Below are 17,250 nucleotides of genomic sequence, written 5' to 3'. Positions count from 1 at the left end.
AGGTAACGATATTTTATAAAGCAAAATTTCTTTACGTTGTTCCCTTATTATGGTTTCATTTATCGTATAAAAGTGGTGCTAAGTTAGTTTAAACGCTTGTTAAAAAGTGTTAAAAGAAAAATTAGTTTAATTGCTCACTAATTTTACCAAAACGGCGTTCGCGTTTTTGATAGTCTACAATAGCCTCGAAAAGATCTTCTCGTCTGAAATCCGGCCATAAAACATCGGTAAAATAAAACTCAGTATAAGCCATTTGCCAAAGCAGATAATTGCTGATACGGTGCTCCCCACTTGTTCTGATCATCAATTCCGGATCGGGTATATTTACAGTTGTCAGTTTTGATGAAAACAGGTCTTCGTTTATATCATCCAAAGAAATGGCATTGTCTTTTACTGCCGATGCGATTTTTTTAGCAGCTTCTAAAATCTCCCACTTTGCACTATAGCTCAACGCTAACGTTAAAGTACATTTTTCGTTATGGGCAGTCTTTTCCATGGCTTCTTTTAAATCATCTATACATTCTTGAGGCAAAGATGCAATATTACCAATGGCATTCAGCTTAATATTGTTTTTATTAAGTGTTTCGGTTTCTTTGTTGATGGTAGAAATCAGAATCTGCATCAAAGCATCTACTTCTTCTTTGGGCCTGTTCCAATTTTCTGTAGAAAAAGCATATAAAGTGAGGTACTCAATACCTACTTCAACACAACCTTCTACAATATCTTTTACAGAAAGTACACCTTGTTCATGTCCGAAAACCCGCACTTTACCCTGGCCTTTTGCCCATCTTCCATTACCATCCATGATTACGGCAATGTGCTTTGGCAGGCGGCTATAGTCTATTTGTTCTTTAAATCCCATTAATTATGTCAAAATCAGCTTAAAAGGAATAGCATTTTGAGGATACAAAGGTAAAAGATATGCCAACACTAACAAATAGATAAGTGTCCCTTTTTCGAAAATCGCCTCTTTGGGTACCCGTTTGTCCGATTTGGTAGCGTGAAGGATCGGATAAATTGACCTGATTTTGGCCATTTCCAACGATTACAGGATTAACCGGATAGCGGCCGCTCACATCATCAATATAATCGGTAAGTGGTGTCCGGTAACCGAGTTCGGTAAAAACACTCCAGGTGTTTTTGTAATTATACCTTAGCCCTAATCCATATGGGATAGTTAAAACAGCATTGCTGTAACCATTTTCCTGACCTTCGGTCGCGAGCCGATCTAACCGGTATCTTTCACCATCAATTTTTACCGTAGGTTTAAAAACAACTAAACCAACACCGGTAAAAAGGTAAGGAGTGAATTGTCTGGTTCCGCCACCTATATTGAAGTTAAAAAAATTAAAATCGATCAAACCGCTAAATTCGTTTAATGCTGTTTTAAAACGCAGGTTTCTTTCGCGAAACTGCTCATTACTAGAATTAGCATCATCTGCCTTAACCTGCCCATAAGTATAATTTAAGCGAACACCCAAATATTGGTTAAAGTTCCGCTTTACATAAGCACCACCCGAAAAACCGCTGATCTGCAAAGGATTGTTCTGATTGAGATCGCCCATGTAGCCTGCCCCTCCAGCCATTAGCCCAACTTCCCATGTTCCTTCTTGCGCACGAAGAATTTGTCCGCTAAAGATAAAAAAGAGGAGAATTAACAGAGGTTTCGTTGGCGTCATACTTAGTAGTTACGGGTATCAATGCCCCATAATAATTTATTTCTTAACGTGTTTAAGTAGGTTTCATTGTTAAGGCGGATAAGATTTACGCAAAAATCTGCCTTTTTTATGCTAATTTTTACTGAACGCTCTACGGTAACCGTTCGGCTATCACAAGAAACCAGAAATTTGGATTCGCGTGCTTCTACCTCAAAAGAGAGTTTATTATCATCTGGTACAACCACCGGCCTTACATTTAAGTTATGCGGTGCAATGGGTGTAATTACAAAATTTTCAGAATCCGGATAAATAATCGGGCCACCACAGCTTAATGAGTAAGCGGTTGATCCTGTTGGGGTTGCAATAATCAATCCATCGGCCCAATAAGAATTAATAAACTCATTGTTCATAGAGGCATGGATAATCATCATGGCAGAATTATCGCGGCGGTGAATGGTAATATCGTTCAGTGCAAAATTCTCTTCTCCAAACAGGCCATTATCCGATTCTAAGGTTAAAAGAGAACGGGAATCTAAGGTATATTCTCCGTTAATTAAGGCTTTTAGCGCCGATCCTATCTCATTTTTGTTGATACTGGCCAGAAAACCCAACCGGCCAAAATTGATCCCGATTACCGGTATGCCCGAATTGCGGATTAAGGATAAGGTATCCAGCAAGGTACCATCTCCCCCTAAGCTCAACAATACATCGGCAAGTTCTTTTAGTTCGCTATGGTTATGAAAAATAACTGTATTGGCAGGCAACTTAATTTTGCCATGAAGGGATGTTTTAAATTTTGAATATAGAACCGGCTGGATATGATGCTCGGCTAAATGATTAAAAACCTCTTGAACGTAGGGCAAAACCGTATCATTAAAATCTCTCCCGTAAATTGCAATCCTCATAAAGTAGGTTTATACATTTAAATAGTTCATGAAAGAATCGTAACGCTCCTGCGACCCATCATCAATCTGCGTGTTATTGTATACCTCTTTAACCAGATAATCATATCTTTCGAAAGAAGCTACCAATGAAGTAATTTCTGTTTTGTTTACTTTGAGCGTTACTTCTAAACGTGTAGAATTTTCGAAAGAATTCACGTAAGAAGAGAGCACCTGTGCATTATCGGCTTCAACAATCTGCGCAATATGTGCCAGAGAATTATCGCGGTTACTGATCTCCAAAACGATAATTCCTCCAGGTTCATTTACCGCATACTGTTCGGCCACGGCATTTACCATGTTATTGATCGAAATTAAACCCAGGTAATTTTTTTGTTGATCCAAAACCGGAACAGCCGTCAATTTTAACTGACTCAATAACCTGATTACATCATAAGTATGTACGTTACTCAACACGAAAACATTAAGTATGTTTACCGCACTATCGCTTAAAAGTGTACCGTGATTATCAATATTTAGTAAATCATCTTCAGAAACCAAACCCAATAAAGTTACCTCGTTAACAACTGGCAAATGCTTTAGTTTAAAATCGTTCATACGATCTAAAGCTTTCTGCACCGTGTCATCGGCCCTTAGTGATGGAATTGCATCTGATATGATTTCTGCTGCAAACATTTATTTTAACAATATTCTATCTAAAAATTTCTCTAAAAATGCATTAAATATTTCCGGATGTTCCATCATAGGCGCATGTCCGCATTTATCAACCCAATTTAATTCCGAATTCGGCAACAATTCATGAAATTCTTCTGCCACTTCTGGTGGCGTAACCTTATCATTTTTACCCCATATTAAAGAAACCGGTATGGTAATTTTCGACAGTTCTTTAGCCATATTGTGGCGTATTGCCGATTTTGCCATGGTTAAAATCCTGATAACCCTTGATCTATCATTAACCGTTTTAAAAACATCATCAACCAGTTCTTTGGTTGCAGTTGCAGGATCGTAAAATGTAAACTCTACTTTTTCCTTAATGTAATCGTAGCTCTCTCTCCTCGGGAAAGATCCTCCAAAAGCATTTTCGTATAAACCAGAGCTGCCTGTTAGTACCAAGGCTTTAACAAACTCCTGATGGGCAACTGTAAATACCAAACCCACATGGCCACCAAGCGAATTACCAACAAGCACTACCTGGTTTAAATTTTTATATTTTAAAAAGCGATGAAGATATCTCGACAATGCTTTTACGCCCAATGTTAAAATAGGCAAATCGTAAATTGGTAAAATTGGAATAATTACACGATAGCGATCTTTAAACTGTTCTATAACCAGTTCCCAATTGCTTAGTTCGCCCATTAGGCCATGTAGCAATACCAGTGTTTCGCCTGTTCCAGCTTCGATGTATTTAAATCCGTCTTCTTCTATTATCGGGTAGGTCATATATATTCTAGATGGTATTGTGCTACTAAGTTAGTAGAGTAAAATTAAATTTATGCATTTCTATGCCATTTTTCTGAAATAAAATCGAAAACGGTATAAAAACCTATTTTTAAGTATCGAGAAACAAGTATTAAGTATCAAGACACATATTTTATAACAAGCTTTAGTCTTTAAACTTCAAGCTAGGCTAGTTTTTCTTTAACAATCTCAGCGATTAATTTACCATCTGCTTTACCTGCAAGTTCCTTGTTTGCCATGCCCATTACCTTCCCCATATCCTTAACCGATGTAGCACCAGATTGTTTGATTACAGCCTCGATAATTGCAGCAACCTCTGCCCTATCTAACTGTTTTGGCAAAAATTGACTGATCACTTCAATTTCTTCTTCTTCTACCTGATACAGATCTTCGCGATTTTGTTGCTTGTAAATATCAGCAGATTCGCGGCGTTGTTTAATCAGTTTCTGAAGAATTTTAAGTTCAGTTTCTTCCGTAATTTCTTCTGAAGATCCTTTCTCTGTTTTAGCTAAAAGTAAAGCTGCCTTTATTGCTCTTAAACCTCTTAACTGTGCATTGTTTTTAGCCAACATGGCTTTTTTTATTTCCTGATCTATTGTGTTTGATATCATTTTTAACCCCAAACCCCTAAAGGGGCTTTCCTTTCATTAGTTTAAAATAAAAAAAATATATTGTTATTTCCTCCCAGTATTAATTCCCCCTCCAGGGGGCTAGGGGGTTCTATTTATAATTGTTGCTGTAGCCTGTGCGGTAGGCATAATCAGCATGTCGTTAATGTTAACATGTTTTGGCCTGCTCACTACATACCAAATGGCATCTGCTATATCGTCGGCAATTAACGGCTCCAGGTTTTCGTATACTTTTTTCGCCCGGTCTTCATCACCTTTAAAGCGTACTACCGAAAATTCGGTTTCTACCATGCCCGGATTAATTTCAGTAACCTTTATGCCATGGGGCAATAGATCGATACGCATACCTTTACTCAATGCATCAACAGCATGTTTGCTGGCACAATATACGTTTCCATTTGGATAAACTTCTTTTCCGGCAATAGAACCAATGTTAATAATATGGCCCGATTGGTTTGGTATCATCCAGTTGGAAACAATTTTGGTTACATAAAGCAAACCCTTTACATTCGTATCAATCATGATGTCCCAATCGTTGGTATCGCCTTTATCTATTGGATCTAAACCCTGGCTTAAGCCTGCATTGTTAATCAGAACATCAACCTTTTTCCATTCTGCCGGCAAAACTTCTAAAGCAGCGGTAAGACTTTCTTTATCGCGAACATCGGCAAAAACCTGTTTGATGGTAATGGCATACTTATCTTCTAAATGATGGGCAATTTTCGCCAACCGGTCTTCTCTGCGGGCCAATAATACCAGATTGTAACCTTGTTGGGCAAATGTATGTGCGCAAGCTTCGCCAATACCAGAAGTTGCGCCTGTAATTAATGCGATTTTAGACATTTTTATGAATTTTAAGTCTCGGTAATGCTTTAAGATACCATCTTTGATTTACCTACACCAACAAAGGTAAGTTTTTTTGGATTGCAGGACTATTGAAAAATCAAACTGAATGTTAATTGACGTAATTTCAACTTATCTATTGGATTGGCGTAAACCGTATTGTCGTGCTGCAGTAAATCGTTGGTCGAATACGAGAGTTTTATTTCGGGCGACATTTTAAAATATTCGAAATAAATATCGAAACCAATACCTGTTTCGTACGACAGGTAATTTCTTTTATTTTTTAAAAACTTATTTACGGGTGTTTCGCCTTCATCGAAGGTTTTCTTTTTCGAAGCTATATCTATAGAATATTTAGCACCACCTAACCAATATGCCCTAAAATTGTTCATCCGGTTCGACTTCACCTTTATGCCTAACGGAAATTCGAACATGGTCGCCTGAACTTTTCTTTCCACCACGGTTTGAAAGTTTTTCGTTTGGCCATTGCCTACGTTGATCGGCGCCATAGGTTCATATTCGTAAGTTACTACCCTATCGCTAAAAATAAGGGAGGGTGTTGCCCTGATATCGAAGTTATCAGAGATCATTCTGTTCATCACAAAACCCAACCCAAAACCTTGAGACGGTGGGCTAGAAATAGCATTTAATGTTGAGGTAACCGGAATGCCCGAATTTGGATCGTAAGAAGGGTCCAGCGAATTTGGCACCTCATAAAAAGGCGATCTCCAATTTTGCTTTTTAAGAATTTTGTATTCGGCTGAGATATACTGGAAATTAAAACCAAAACTCCAATCTTCATCATCTATTCCACCACCCCAATTTTGAGCAAAGGTGCTTGTAGAAATAATAAAAAGTGAAAGAATGAGGCTTAATTTTCTGATCATTTGGTTCCTACATATATCGAACTTATTCCAAACGTTAAAATTCTTTGTTTGGTACTTTTAAAGCCAACTTTTTCCATCAGGTTGGTAAAATCTTCTCCGTCGGGAAAAGCTGCTACCGATTCTGGCAGATAGGTGTAGGCTCTGTGGTCTTTAGAAAATAGTTTTCCAAAGAAAGGCGTTACCTGTTTAAAATAAAAACTATACAATTGTTTTACCGGAAAAACCTTTGGTTTCGAAAATTCCAATATCACCATTTTTCCGTTGGGCTTTAATACCCTGTACATATCAGCCAATCCTTTTTCAAGATTTTCGAAATTACGCACGCCATAAGCGCAGGTAATCGCATCAAAAGTATCATTTTCGAAATGCAGACCTTCAGAATCGCCTACCTGAACGGTAAAAACTTCGTTTAAACTACGCTCGTTAATTTTCTTCCTGGCTACTTCTAACATTCCTTCAGAGATATCAACACCAATTACCTTTTCGGGATGAAGCTTTTTAATCGCTTCAAAGGCAAAATCTCCAGTTCCTGTAGCTACATCAAGCAAAGTTCTCGGGTGGATGGAAACCAGTTCCTTAATGGCTTTCTTACGCCATAATACATCTATCCCTAAAGAAAGAAAATGGTTTAAAAAATCGTAGGTACCCGAAATATTGTTAAACATGGTTGCAACCTGCTCCTTTTTAGTTGCATCTTCTACTTGGTATGGGGTGATATTCTGATTCATGATATGGGGCAAAGATAGAGAAAAGTCGGGAGTCTTTAGTCCGGAGTCCGAAGTCTTTGGTGCAAAGTATTCAGTGTATTGTCAAAAATCAGATAAAAAAGATTATCAATTTGGACTTCCGACTTCCTACTTCGGACTTCGGACTCAAAACCCTACCTTTGCACTATGATTATCAAAACGGCAACATTTGTTTGCAGCAACACCCAGATTTCGGCACTACCGGCACCAACCATGCCCGAATATGCATTTATTGGCCGCTCTAACGTGGGTAAATCTTCATTAATCAATATGTTGGTTAATCAACATGGATTAGCAAAAACCTCCCAACGCCCGGGAAAAACACAGTTAATTAATCACTTTTTAATTAACGAAGCCTGGTACATTGTCGATTTACCAGGTTATGGCTATGCCAAGGTTTCTAAAACCAGCAGAGAGAAATGGGAGAAATTTATCCGCGCCTATATCACCAAAAGAGAAAGTTTGCAATGTGTTTTTGTTTTGATAGACAGCCGTTTAGAGCCTCAGGGAATTGATATTGAATTTTGCTATTGGTTAGGTGAAAAACAGATACCTTTTTCGCTAATCTTCACAAAGGCTGATAAACAGGGCATGACAACCACCCAGAAAAATGTAGCTGCCTTTAAGAAAAAACTAGGTGAGTTTTTCGAAGAAATTCCTGCCACCTTTATCACTTCTGCAGAAAAAGGAAACGGAAAAGATGATGTTTTAAATTTCATCTACGAAGTAAATAAGGATTTTGTTGTACCAACAGATTATAAGAAGTTTTAACCAGTTTTCAGTTCGCAGTACACAATTTCTGTTTAACATTAAAAATCTGTGTAATCAAATAATCTGTGTAATCATCTTTTAAATAAATGAAAAAATACTTTTCACTCGTATTATTCGCCCACTCTGTTTTTGCGCTACCATTTGCCATGATTGGTTTCTTTTTGGGCGTAACCACAACAGAAAATCCATTTTCCTGGTATAAACTGATTTTAGTTTTGCTCTGTATGGTTTTTGTCAGAAACTCGGCCATGGCTTTTAACCGTTACCTGGACAGAAATATTGACGCAAAAAATCCACGCACCAAAATGCGTGATATCCCTGCAGGTAAAGTTTCGGCAAACGAAGCACTGATTTTCGTAATCGCCAATTGTGTACTTTTCGCCATTACCACCTATTTTATTAACCCGCTTTGTTTCTATCTGTCGCCAGTAGCTTTATTTGTGGTTTTATTTTATAGCTACACCAAAAGATTTACGGCACTTTGCCATTTGGTATTGGGTTTAGGCCTGGCGCTTGCTCCTATTGGTGCCTACATTGCTGTAACCGGACATTTTGCCTTGGTTCCTGTACTTTACTCGTTAACCGTATTGTTCTGGGTAAGTGGATTTGATATTATATATGCATTACAGGACGAAGAATTTGACCGGGAAGAAAAATTACACTCCATCCCATCGGCACTTGGCATTAAAAATGCTTTGAATGTTTCGGTGCTATTGCATATGCTCTCTGCTACCTGTGTTATTTTGCCTGTGTTTTTTACCTCCTTTAGCTGGGTTTATTACGTAGGTATTGTGTTTTTCTGTTCGATGTTGATTTATCAGCACTTACTGGTAAAACCAAATGATATCAGCAAAGTAAACAGGGCATTTCAAACCTTAAATGGTTATGCATCGGTAGTATTTGCGATATGCTTTTTAATAGATGCGTATTTGAGACATAAATAAAAAATGAGAGAAGGCTGAATGATAGAATGTTTAACATTCACTAATTCCATCATTCTCCAATTCAATAATTAAACATCATGATTATAACTAAGAAACCTAGAACATATATCCCACAGGAATTAAACATTACCTGGGAGAATTTAGAACCACTTTTTACCGAACTGCAAAACCGCGAAATAACCAGCACCGCTGAGTTAGAACACTGGTTAAAGGACCGCTCGGAGCTTGAAGCTGCTTTAGAAGAAGATTTTGCCTGGAGATATATTAAAATGAGTTGCGATACTGCAAATGAAGAACTGGTTAAAAACTTTCAATATTTCGCAACTGAAATAGAGCCGAAAATTTCTCCATTAGCCAACGAATTGAACAAAAAATTTGTCGAAAGTCCTTTTATGGAAGACCTGGACAAAGAAAAATATTTTGTTTACAGCCGTGCGATAAAAAAAGCATTAGAGCTTTACCGCGATGAAAATATTGAGCTGTTTACCGAATTACAGGTGAAACAACAAAAATACCAGGGCATTACAGGCGCCATGAGCGTTGAGCTAAACGGCCAGGAATACACTTTAGAGCAAGCTTCGATCTTTATTAAGGATTTAAACCGGGCAGTGCGCGAAAATGCATGGAAAACGATCCAGCAACGCCGCTTAATTGATAAAGATGATTTAAACGTGCTGTTTGATGAGCTGATTAAACTACGTAACCAGGTGGCCTTAAATGCAGGTTTTGAGAACTATCGCGATTACATGTTCCAGGCTTTGGGCCGTTTCGATTATACGCCACAGGACTGTTACGATTTTGCCAATGCCATTGAAAAAGAAATCGTACCGATTTTAAAAGAGCAGGCCGAAAAACGCAGAGAAGCTTTAGGACTAGAAGTATTAAAACCCTGGGATTTAGAAGTAAGCATTAGTGGCAAACCAGCTTTGAAACCTTTTAACAACGGCGAAGAGCTGATTGATAAAAGTATTGCCTGCTTTAATGCCATTGATGAAAAATTGGGCTCAAAACTGGCAACCATGAAAGCCAATAACCTTTTTGACGTAGAGAGCAGAAAGGGTAAAGCGCCAGGTGGTTACAATTATCCATTGGCCGAAACCGGAGCCCCGTTTATCTTCATGAATTCGGCAAACTCCTTGCGCGATTTAACCACAATGGTTCACGAAGGCGGCCATGCTATACATACTTTTTTAACCGCAGATTTAGAGTTAAACGACTTTAAACATTGTCCTTCTGAAGTTGCCGAACTGGCATCGATGAGTATGGAACTCATCTCTATGGATAACTGGGATGTTTATTTCGACAACGAGGAAGAATTAAACCGTGCTAAAAAAGAACAGCTGGCTGATGTTTTGAAAACTTTACCATGGGTTGCTGTAATTGATCAGTTTCAACACTGGATTTACACCAACCCTAACCATACCGCAGCTGACCGTGAAGAAACCTTTAAGCAGATTTTTAACCGTTTTGGTGCTGGTTTTGCCGATTGGACAGATTTAGAACAACAATTTGGAAATGGCTGGCAAAAACAACTGCATTTATTTGAAGTTCCGTTTTACTATATTGAGTATGCAATTGCCCAGTTAGGTGCCATTGCCGTTTGGAAAAATTATAAAGAAAATCCTGAAAAAGCTTTAGAACAATATTTGGCTGCGCTTTCATTAGGTTATACGAAGCCAATGAACGAAATATATGAAACTGCTGGGATTAAATTTGATTTCAGTGCAGAATATGTAAAAGAACTGGCGAGTTTTGTGAAAACAGAACTGGAGAAACTGGGATAAAGCAGAGGGTTTTGAGGTGGAAGGTAGAAAGCTTTTTCCCTCAATAGGAATATAATAATGGTCGTGGCATTTTGCCACGACTTTTTTGTTTCTTTGAACCACAGATAAAAAGGATAAACTACCTGATCTTAGCGTCTCGCTAAGACTTGAGTTTAGTTCTTTGCCACGGAAACACAGAAGCCACAGAAAAATGCAGCGCCAGGATTACTGACATTTTTTCGGTATCAAAACCAATGTTTTATCTGCTGTACCCAATTGAATAGACCTGATGGAAGTGAAAATCCCTTTTGGGTATTGGATATATTGCTCTTACCAAAATTCCCCCAAAAGGATTGTAACAAACAGCAGGACTGGACCCAACCTATGGAATCCAGACGCTGCTCTTCAAAAAAATCTTGTTTCTAATTACTGTGACAGTACCTACCTAGGCTTCATCTTTCTTTCTAATCCTAAGAATAACAAACATCACTAAAACCGAAATTAAGATCATGATCAGATAACTATAGCTTAGGTTACGTTCATCTTTGGCAGGGATTAGGTTTACGATACCATAACTCAAAAAAGATACAATAACATAGGTAATCCCTCCTGTTAAGCCACCTGCAATTCCTGCATTTTTGGGGAATTTGCTCAGACAGAAAGTAAAATAATTATTAAAGGTGAAGCCTGCTCCTACATGGATTAAAAAGGCAAAGAAAATTAAAGACCAGAGATTGGAAACAAAATTTAAGCTTATAATCATCAGGGCTACAAAAGCCACCTGAAACAGCGAGTTGATCATTAATCTTTTAAAGAAGGGTCTATTAATGGTGGCCTTACCAATAAAGCCTCCTACCATCCATGCGAAACCGAGAAACAGGGAAGTATAACCGGCAATAACCGGAGAAAATTTAAAATGGTGCTCAATAATAAACGGGCCGGTCATATTGTAAACCATCACCATACAATAAGCTAAACCCAACATCACGATACCTAAGGTAAAGCTTGTTGTTTTAATCATTTCGATATAAATGCCGGTGATTTTTTTCAGTTGAAAATCTGTAAAATGCTTTAATGTTTCGCCACTGAACAACAACTCCAGTACTGCAAAAACAAGTGCAAAACCAGCCAAAAAATAGAAATTGGATTCCCAGCCAAATACTGTTTGCAGGTAACCACCAATAAAAGGTGCTACAATTGGTCCGGTAGACCAGATGATGGAAAACAAACTTAGGTAATGTTTTAACTGATCGCCTTCAAAAAGATCGACAAAGTATGCTCTTTTTGCCACAACAATTGCGCCTACAGTAAGCCCATGGATAATGCGCATTAAATAAATAAGGTAAATGTTATGGGTAGTAGCAATGATGATACTAGCTGCGGCGAAAATTAATAATGCGTATAAACAAATCTTATATCTGCCAAAACTATCGAGCACACTACCGATAAAAAGTTGTGCGACCCCATAGCTAATTAGAAAAATGCTGAGTGTAAGTTGAACCTGAACATTGCTCACCTGCATTTCGCCAGCCATGGTAGGTAGTGATGGGATATAAATATCGGTAGCAAAACCCGACAATGGAATTAAGGCAAAGGCTAGTAAAGTAGCCAAACCCTGGTGACGTTCTTTGATGTATTTTATTTGCGCTATATCTGCATTCATAATGGTACTGTAATGGTATATAAATATTCCAATCAAACATTTATTCAAGTATTCACATTCATCTGTTTGATTATTGACAGCAAAATTAGGACATTCACTTTTCCTAAAATTATGCGAATCAAACAAAGGATTATTCAAGCCAAATAATTGCATTTTTTTACTTTAATCTAATAATTGTCATTCTTTCCGATGGCATTTTGCCTACTAAAGCGTGGTGTATTGAAAATTATATCCTGCTTTAAACGTTTTTAACCAAACTTTTTATAAGTTTGAGGAAACAAGCAAACAAAAGATGTTCGAAAAGCTATTCAGAAAAAAATCTATTTCCAAGATACTACAAGATGCGGCAAAAGGCTATGGCGACCATGAAAATACATTACATAAAACACTCGGAGTACGCGATTTAACAGCTTTTGGAATTGCAGCGATTATTGGAGCAGGAATTTTTAGTACGATTGGCAAAGCAAGTGCAGATGGTGGTCCGGCGGTAATCTTTTTATTTATTTTTACAGCAGTAGCCTGTAGTTTTGCGGCCTTTGCTTACGCAGAGTTTGCTTCAATGGTACCTGTTTCTGGTAGTGCTTACACCTATTCTTATGTAGCTTTCGGCGAACTGGTGGCCTGGATTATCGGTTGGTCGCTCATCATGGAATATTCCATCGGTAATATTACCGTAGCCATATCCTGGTCTGATTACTTTACAGGACTACTCTCCACCATAAAAATACCTCCACTGGGCATAGAGGGCATCCATGTACCCGATTGGATGACAATGGATTATTTGAGTGCCTACAACGGGCATAAACATGCTGAAGCGCTTTTGGCGGCTGGCAAAAACCTGGTTGATTTAGATTCGGCTACAGCTTTGGCCAATAATGCTTGGCTTACCGCTCCAAAAATCGGTAGCTTTCACCTTGTTGCAGATATTCCTGCCCTGGGCATTATCATTTTAATTACCTGGTTAATTTACCGTGGTATGAAAGAAAGTCGCAATGCCAGCAACGCGATGGTAGTGGTTAAACTTGCAGTAATTCTTTTGGTATTGGCGGTAGGTATATTTTATGTAGATACCAAAAACTGGGATCCATTTGCTCCGAATGGGGTTTCTGGGGTTTTAAAGGGAGTTTCAGCAGTATTTTTTGCATATATCGGCTTCGATGCCATTTCTACTACCGCCGAAGAGTGTAAAAACCCACAGCGCGATTTACCCCGCGGAATGATGTGGGCGATTATTATCTGTACCATCCTTTATGTGGCTATTGCACTGGTTTTAACGGGTATTGTTAAATCAGATACCTTAGCTGTGGGCGATCCATTGGCATTCGTTTTTGATCAGATCAACTTAAAATTAATGAGTGGTATTATTGCGGTTAGTGCAGTATTTGCAATGGCCAGCGTGCTTTTGGTTTTCCAAATGGGTCAACCCCGTATCTGGATGAGCATGAGCAGAGATGGCTTATTGCCAAAATCTTTTTCGAAAATCCACCCTAAATACAAAACACCTTCATTTGCAACGATTGTGGTTGGCTTTGTAGTAGCTGTACCATCATTATTTATGAATCTTACCATCGTTACCGATCTGTGTTCTATCGGAACACTTTTCGCTTTCGTACTGGTTTGCGCAGGTGTTTTAGTATTACAAAACAGACCCGATGTACAGCGTGGAAAATTCAAGATACCTTATGTAAACAGTAAGTTTATTGTTCCGATTGTTTTAATTGCGACCATAATTTTTGCATTCACAAAATATGGGAAAGAAACAAAAGCTTTCTTTTTCAATTCGCCTAAAACCATCCAAACGGTAACTTTTGTTACTTCTTTAAGTGGCGATGAACTTAAAATTGTTAAGGAGGAAATTGTTAAAAATGCAGCGCCACAAATTATACTGGCTGAAAAAGTAGATGCAGAATCTTATTTAAGTGCATTAACTGCTGATCGTTACGAACAGTTTATTTCAGCTTCAAAAGTACCTGTAGAAAAGAAATACGAAAGCGGTTGGGGATTATTTAAGCACAAAATCCCAATGTGGATTTTCCTGATCATCTGTGTGGTGATTACCTACTATTGCATCACCAAAAACTTATCGTTAATTCCGGTTTTAGGATTGATTAGCTGCTTGTACATGATGTGCGAACTTGGCATTTCGAACTGGATTGGTTTCGGTATCTGGCTGGTAGTTGGACTTGTGGTTTATTTTGCCTACGGTTACAGGCATAGTAAATTGGCAAAAATTGAAAGTTAATTATAAATGAAATATAATCCTTTAATACATCATCGAAGATCGATAAGATTAAAGGATTACGATTATTCAAAAGCAGGAGCCTATTTCATCACAATCTGTTGTGAAGATAGAATCCATAGATTTGGAAAAATTTCAGGCAATGAAATGATTCTAAATCAATCTGGAACTATCGCTTACAATGAATGGATTAATTTAGCAGGTAGATTTCCTAATTTCGAACTTGATGTCTTTCAAATCATGCCGAATCACATGCATGGCATAATCGTTTTATCGGATATTACTGTCGGGGCGACCCTTGCGGTCGCCCAAGAAGAAGATGCATTAAACAGGGTGACCGCAAGGGTCGCCCCGACAATTTCCGAAATTGTCGGAGCATATAAATCAATTGTTTCTAATGCGTGCTTGCAATTATTCAAATCACACGATAAAACAATGGGAAAGCTATGGCAAAGGAACTACTATGAACATATTATTCGCGATGAAAGAGCATACAATAACATCTCAAACTATATTATAAATAATCCCGCTAAGTGGGACGAAGACAAATTCCATCTATAAAACAAAAAATCCCCTTTCTTTAACAGAAAGAGGATTCAATTTATTTCTTCTTTATAAAGGCCAGCGCAGTAATCATCACCAGCCCCAATCCAGATGCAATCATATAATTATTGGCATGATATAAATGGTATAGTTTAGCTACAGGCCCAGCTATAAATAAACTAACACCCAATATTAAAATCGCAGTTCTCATCAGTTAAACCGGCAACCTGTTCAATTCAATATCATCTGGTGTAACGAAAATCAATGGAACTTTCTCTACATCAACATAACTGCTATCCAAACCAAAACTCCGTTCTTCTGATAAACTTAATTTTTTAAGGATAAAGTAATAATCCATAATCTGTCTTTCATAGAAACTCAATTTGGTAAACTTAGATAAATGTTTTTCTAAAAGAACAAACCTGAAATCGCCTGCAATTTTATGTTTGTTTAACGAAGTGTATTGGCTGGTAATATCGATTTCCCCATTCTTCACCAGCTCTTCAACCACTTTACGGTACAATAAATTTACGCGTTGCTCAATCCTGAAACCTAATCTAAAATCAATCCTGATCAGTTTGCCCGGGATCAGGAATTCAACTTTATAATCTAAGGTATAAGGCTCGTCCATTACATCAACATGCACCAACCAGTACACATCGGCACGTTTTGGTTCTTTTTGTATAATGGAATAAATAATTTTCGATTCGATCTCCGTTTTAAAGTTCGCACTCGTTAAATAAACCAGCTGAGACGAGTATTTCGGAACCGACTCATCTCCACTTAGTTCAGTTAAAATCTCATAATAATCCTCAATTTCGACATATTTAACAAATCGGTTTTTGATTTTACGGGCCACAAACCAACTCCACATCACTGTAAACAACAACGAACCGATTAATACGGTTACCCAACCACCATGCAGGAATTTGGTTAAATTACTGATCAAAAATGTGCCTTCAATAATTACATAGGTAAAAAAGAATATCGCAACTAAATATTTCGGGAAGCGTCTGCTTCTCAAATAAAAACTAACCAGAATGGTGGTCATTAACATGGCTATGGTGATAGATAAACCATAGGCCGCATCCATTTTCTCTGCCTTTTGAAACAACAGTACAATACCACAGCAACCAATCCATAACATCCAGTTAATAGAGGGAACGTATAACTGGCCCTTAGAAACCGATGGGTAAACAATTTTAATTTTAGGCCAAAGGTTTAAACGTACTGCCTCAGCAATTAAGGTAAAAGATCCGCTGATTAAAGCCTGGCTCGCAATTACAGCAGCCATAGTGGCCAGTATCACCATCGGGATTTGAAACTGATCTGGAACGATCTGGAAAAATGGATTCATTTTTGCACCTGGAACATAACTTCCGCTGTTCTGCAAAATCCAAACGCCCTGTCCTAAATAATTTAGAATAAGGGTTAATTTCACGAAAATCCAACTGATTCTGATGTTATTTCTACCACAGTGGCCTAAGTCAGAATATAAGGCCTCAGCCCCTGTTGTACATAAAAATACGCCACCCAGAATTAAAAACGCCAGTTTATTGGTAACCAGTAAATGAATGGCATAGTAAGGGTTAAATGCCTTTAGGATAGTAAAATCTTTAACAATAAAAGACATACCCAAAACACCCAAAACAGCAAACCAAACAAACATTACGGGCCCAAAAAGCTTTCCAACCAAATTGGTTCCAAACTGTTGAATAATAAATAAGATGGTTAAAATGCTTAGTACAATTGGAATAACTGGTACCTCAAACTTATTGGTAAGCCCCTCAATTGCCGATGTTACGGTAATACTGGGCGTAATAATACCATCAGCAAGTAATGCACACCCCCCTACAACTGCTGGGACAACCAGCCACTTCGCTTTTTTCCGAACCAATGAAAATAAAGAGAAAATACCACCCTCACCTTTATTATCGGCCCTTAGGGTAATAATAACATATTTAATGGTGGTTTGTAGTGTTAGCGTCCAAATGATGCAGGATAATACCCCAAGAACGTTTGTGGGATTTATATCCTGTTTACCGCCTAAAATGGTTGTAAAAATTGCATTTAAGGTATATAATGGAGATGTACCAATGTCACCGAACACAATTCCTAAACTAATTAGAACCCCGCCGGCGGTTAACGCGTTGACATTTTTATGATTTGACACTTCGTTGATTATTTTAGTGCGGCAAAAGTAA

At 37.9% G+C, this 17,250-nt stretch carries 17 protein-coding genes; 5 read left to right on the top strand and 12 right to left on the bottom strand.

Going from position 1 to position 17,250, the window contains the following annotated elements; all coding sequences use genetic code 11:
• Positions 1-121: 121 nt before the first annotated feature.
• The 9 genes from ASU31_RS13200 to ubiE form a co-directional block, all read right to left on the bottom strand.
• Complete coding sequence (locus ASU31_RS13200) at positions 122-862, bottom strand: undecaprenyl pyrophosphate synthase (protein ID WP_057932775.1); 741 nt, start codon at positions 860-862, stop codon at positions 122-124.
• Between the two features lie 19 nt (positions 863-881).
• The gene (gene porG, locus ASU31_RS13195; RefSeq protein WP_057932774.1) at positions 882-1,679 is read right to left on the bottom strand and encodes a type IX secretion system protein PorG; all 798 of its coding nucleotides are present in this window, start codon (positions 1,677-1,679) and stop codon (positions 882-884) included.
• A gap of 2 nt (positions 1,680-1,681) precedes the next feature.
• The gene (locus ASU31_RS13190; RefSeq protein WP_057932773.1) at positions 1,682-2,563 is read right to left on the bottom strand and encodes an NAD kinase; all 882 of its coding nucleotides are present in this window, start codon (positions 2,561-2,563) and stop codon (positions 1,682-1,684) included.
• A 9-nt stretch (positions 2,564-2,572) separates the two neighbouring features.
• Entirely contained in the window at positions 2,573-3,235 is a 663-nt protein-coding gene (locus tag ASU31_RS13185) for a CBS domain-containing protein (protein WP_057932772.1), read from the bottom strand.
• Entirely contained in the window at positions 3,236-4,000 is a 765-nt protein-coding gene (locus ASU31_RS13180) for an alpha/beta fold hydrolase (RefSeq protein WP_057932771.1), read from the bottom strand.
• A 182-nt stretch (positions 4,001-4,182) separates the two neighbouring features.
• Positions 4,183-4,629, bottom strand: a complete 447-nt coding sequence (locus tag ASU31_RS13175) for a GatB/YqeY domain-containing protein (RefSeq protein ID WP_057932770.1) — start codon at positions 4,627-4,629, stop codon at positions 4,183-4,185.
• A 99-nt stretch (positions 4,630-4,728) separates the two neighbouring features.
• Complete coding sequence (locus ASU31_RS13170) at positions 4,729-5,490, bottom strand: SDR family oxidoreductase (protein ID WP_057932769.1); 762 nt, start codon at positions 5,488-5,490, stop codon at positions 4,729-4,731.
• An 89-nt stretch (positions 5,491-5,579) separates the two neighbouring features.
• A complete protein-coding gene (porT, locus tag ASU31_RS13165; protein WP_057932768.1) occupies positions 5,580-6,377 on the bottom strand; it encodes a type IX secretion/gliding motility protein PorT/SprT in 798 nt (265 codons plus the stop codon).
• On the bottom strand, positions 6,374-7,105 hold the full coding sequence (gene ubiE / locus ASU31_RS13160; RefSeq protein WP_209434989.1) for a bifunctional demethylmenaquinone methyltransferase/2-methoxy-6-polyprenyl-1,4-benzoquinol methylase UbiE: 732 nt from the start codon (positions 7,103-7,105) through the stop codon (positions 6,374-6,376). Before ubiE ends, porT begins: the two co-directional genes overlap by 4 nt.
• A gap of 165 nt (positions 7,106-7,270) precedes the next feature.
• Here ubiE and yihA point away from each other — a divergent pair, with 165 nt between their 5' ends.
• The 3 genes from yihA (at position 7,271) to ASU31_RS13145 (ending at position 10,622) form a co-directional block, all read left to right on the top strand.
• Positions 7,271-7,894, top strand: a complete 624-nt coding sequence (gene yihA, locus ASU31_RS13155) for a ribosome biogenesis GTP-binding protein YihA/YsxC (protein ID WP_057932767.1) — start codon at positions 7,271-7,273, stop codon at positions 7,892-7,894.
• An 86-nt stretch (positions 7,895-7,980) separates the two neighbouring features.
• Positions 7,981-8,838: a UbiA-like polyprenyltransferase gene (locus ASU31_RS13150; RefSeq protein ID WP_057932766.1), complete on the top strand. Its 858-nt coding sequence runs from the start codon at positions 7,981-7,983 to the stop codon at positions 8,836-8,838.
• 77 nt (positions 8,839-8,915) lie between these two features.
• Positions 8,916-10,622, top strand: a complete 1,707-nt coding sequence (locus ASU31_RS13145; RefSeq protein WP_057932765.1) for a M3 family oligoendopeptidase — start codon at positions 8,916-8,918, stop codon at positions 10,620-10,622.
• A 424-nt stretch (positions 10,623-11,046) separates the two neighbouring features.
• Here ASU31_RS13145 and ASU31_RS13140 read toward each other — a convergent pair whose 3' ends face one another.
• Positions 11,047-12,264: an MFS transporter gene (locus ASU31_RS13140; protein WP_057932764.1), complete on the bottom strand. Its 1,218-nt coding sequence runs from the start codon at positions 12,262-12,264 to the stop codon at positions 11,047-11,049.
• Positions 12,265-12,556: 292 nt separating this feature from the next.
• Between ASU31_RS13140 and ASU31_RS13135 the strand changes: the two genes are divergently transcribed.
• Together ASU31_RS13135 and ASU31_RS13130 are read left to right on the top strand one after the other, a co-directional pair.
• Positions 12,557-14,506, top strand: a complete 1,950-nt coding sequence (locus ASU31_RS13135) for an amino acid permease (protein WP_057932763.1) — start codon at positions 12,557-12,559, stop codon at positions 14,504-14,506.
• 6 nt (positions 14,507-14,512) lie between these two features.
• Positions 14,513-15,064, top strand: a complete 552-nt coding sequence (locus tag ASU31_RS13130) for a transposase (protein ID WP_057932762.1) — start codon at positions 14,513-14,515, stop codon at positions 15,062-15,064.
• A 40-nt stretch (positions 15,065-15,104) separates the two neighbouring features.
• Here ASU31_RS13130 and ASU31_RS27485 read toward each other — a convergent pair whose 3' ends face one another.
• Positions 15,105-15,257 carry a hypothetical protein gene (locus ASU31_RS27485; protein ID WP_157258003.1) on the bottom strand — a complete coding sequence of 51 codons (153 nt, stop codon included), beginning with the start codon at positions 15,255-15,257 and terminating at the stop codon, positions 15,105-15,107.
• 3 nt (positions 15,258-15,260) lie between these two features.
• Positions 15,261-17,219 carry a KUP/HAK/KT family potassium transporter gene (locus tag ASU31_RS13125; RefSeq protein ID WP_057932761.1) on the bottom strand — a complete coding sequence of 653 codons (1,959 nt, stop codon included), beginning with the start codon at positions 17,217-17,219 and terminating at the stop codon, positions 15,261-15,263.
• Between the last annotated feature and the right edge of the window lie 31 nt (positions 17,220-17,250).

It is taken from the genome of Pedobacter ginsenosidimutans (assembly GCF_001442625.1).
Taxonomy (GTDB): domain Bacteria; phylum Bacteroidota; class Bacteroidia; order Sphingobacteriales; family Sphingobacteriaceae; genus Pedobacter; species Pedobacter ginsenosidimutans.
This window is presented reverse-complemented; position numbering and strand designations above follow the sequence as displayed.

What these genes read in the sequence shown, in the direction of transcription:
- ASU31_RS13200 (WP_057932775.1), bottom strand. Translation starts at nt 862, where the DNA reads ATGGGATTTAAAGAACAAATAGACTATAGCCGCCTGCCAAAGCACATT.
- porG (WP_057932774.1), bottom strand. Translation starts at nt 1,679, where the DNA reads ATGACGCCAACGAAACCTCTGTTAATTCTCCTCTTTTTTATCTTTAGC.
- ASU31_RS13190 (WP_057932773.1), bottom strand. Translation starts at nt 2,563, where the DNA reads ATGAGGATTGCAATTTACGGGAGAGATTTTAATGATACGGTTTTGCCC.
- ASU31_RS13185 (WP_057932772.1), bottom strand. Translation starts at nt 3,235, where the DNA reads ATGTTTGCAGCAGAAATCATATCAGATGCAATTCCATCACTAAGGGCC.
- ASU31_RS13180 (WP_057932771.1), bottom strand. Translation starts at nt 4,000, where the DNA reads ATGACCTACCCGATAATAGAAGAAGACGGATTTAAATACATCGAAGCT.
- ASU31_RS13175 (WP_057932770.1), bottom strand. Translation starts at nt 4,629, where the DNA reads ATGATATCAAACACAATAGATCAGGAAATAAAAAAAGCCATGTTGGCT.
- ASU31_RS13170 (WP_057932769.1), bottom strand. Translation starts at nt 5,490, where the DNA reads ATGTCTAAAATCGCATTAATTACAGGCGCAACTTCTGGTATTGGCGAA.
- porT (WP_057932768.1), bottom strand. Translation starts at nt 6,377, where the DNA reads ATGATCAGAAAATTAAGCCTCATTCTTTCACTTTTTATTATTTCTACA.
- ubiE (WP_209434989.1), bottom strand. Translation starts at nt 7,105, where the DNA reads ATGAATCAGAATATCACCCCATACCAAGTAGAAGATGCAACTAAAAAG.
- yihA (WP_057932767.1), top strand. Translation starts at nt 7,271, where the DNA reads ATGATTATCAAAACGGCAACATTTGTTTGCAGCAACACCCAGATTTCG.
- ASU31_RS13150 (WP_057932766.1), top strand. Translation starts at nt 7,981, where the DNA reads ATGAAAAAATACTTTTCACTCGTATTATTCGCCCACTCTGTTTTTGCG.
- ASU31_RS13145 (WP_057932765.1), top strand. Translation starts at nt 8,916, where the DNA reads ATGATTATAACTAAGAAACCTAGAACATATATCCCACAGGAATTAAAC.
- ASU31_RS13140 (WP_057932764.1), bottom strand. Translation starts at nt 12,264, where the DNA reads ATGAATGCAGATATAGCGCAAATAAAATACATCAAAGAACGTCACCAG.
- ASU31_RS13135 (WP_057932763.1), top strand. Translation starts at nt 12,557, where the DNA reads ATGTTCGAAAAGCTATTCAGAAAAAAATCTATTTCCAAGATACTACAA.
- ASU31_RS13130 (WP_057932762.1), top strand. Translation starts at nt 14,513, where the DNA reads ATGAAATATAATCCTTTAATACATCATCGAAGATCGATAAGATTAAAG.
- ASU31_RS27485 (WP_157258003.1), bottom strand. Translation starts at nt 15,257, where the DNA reads ATGAGAACTGCGATTTTAATATTGGGTGTTAGTTTATTTATAGCTGGG.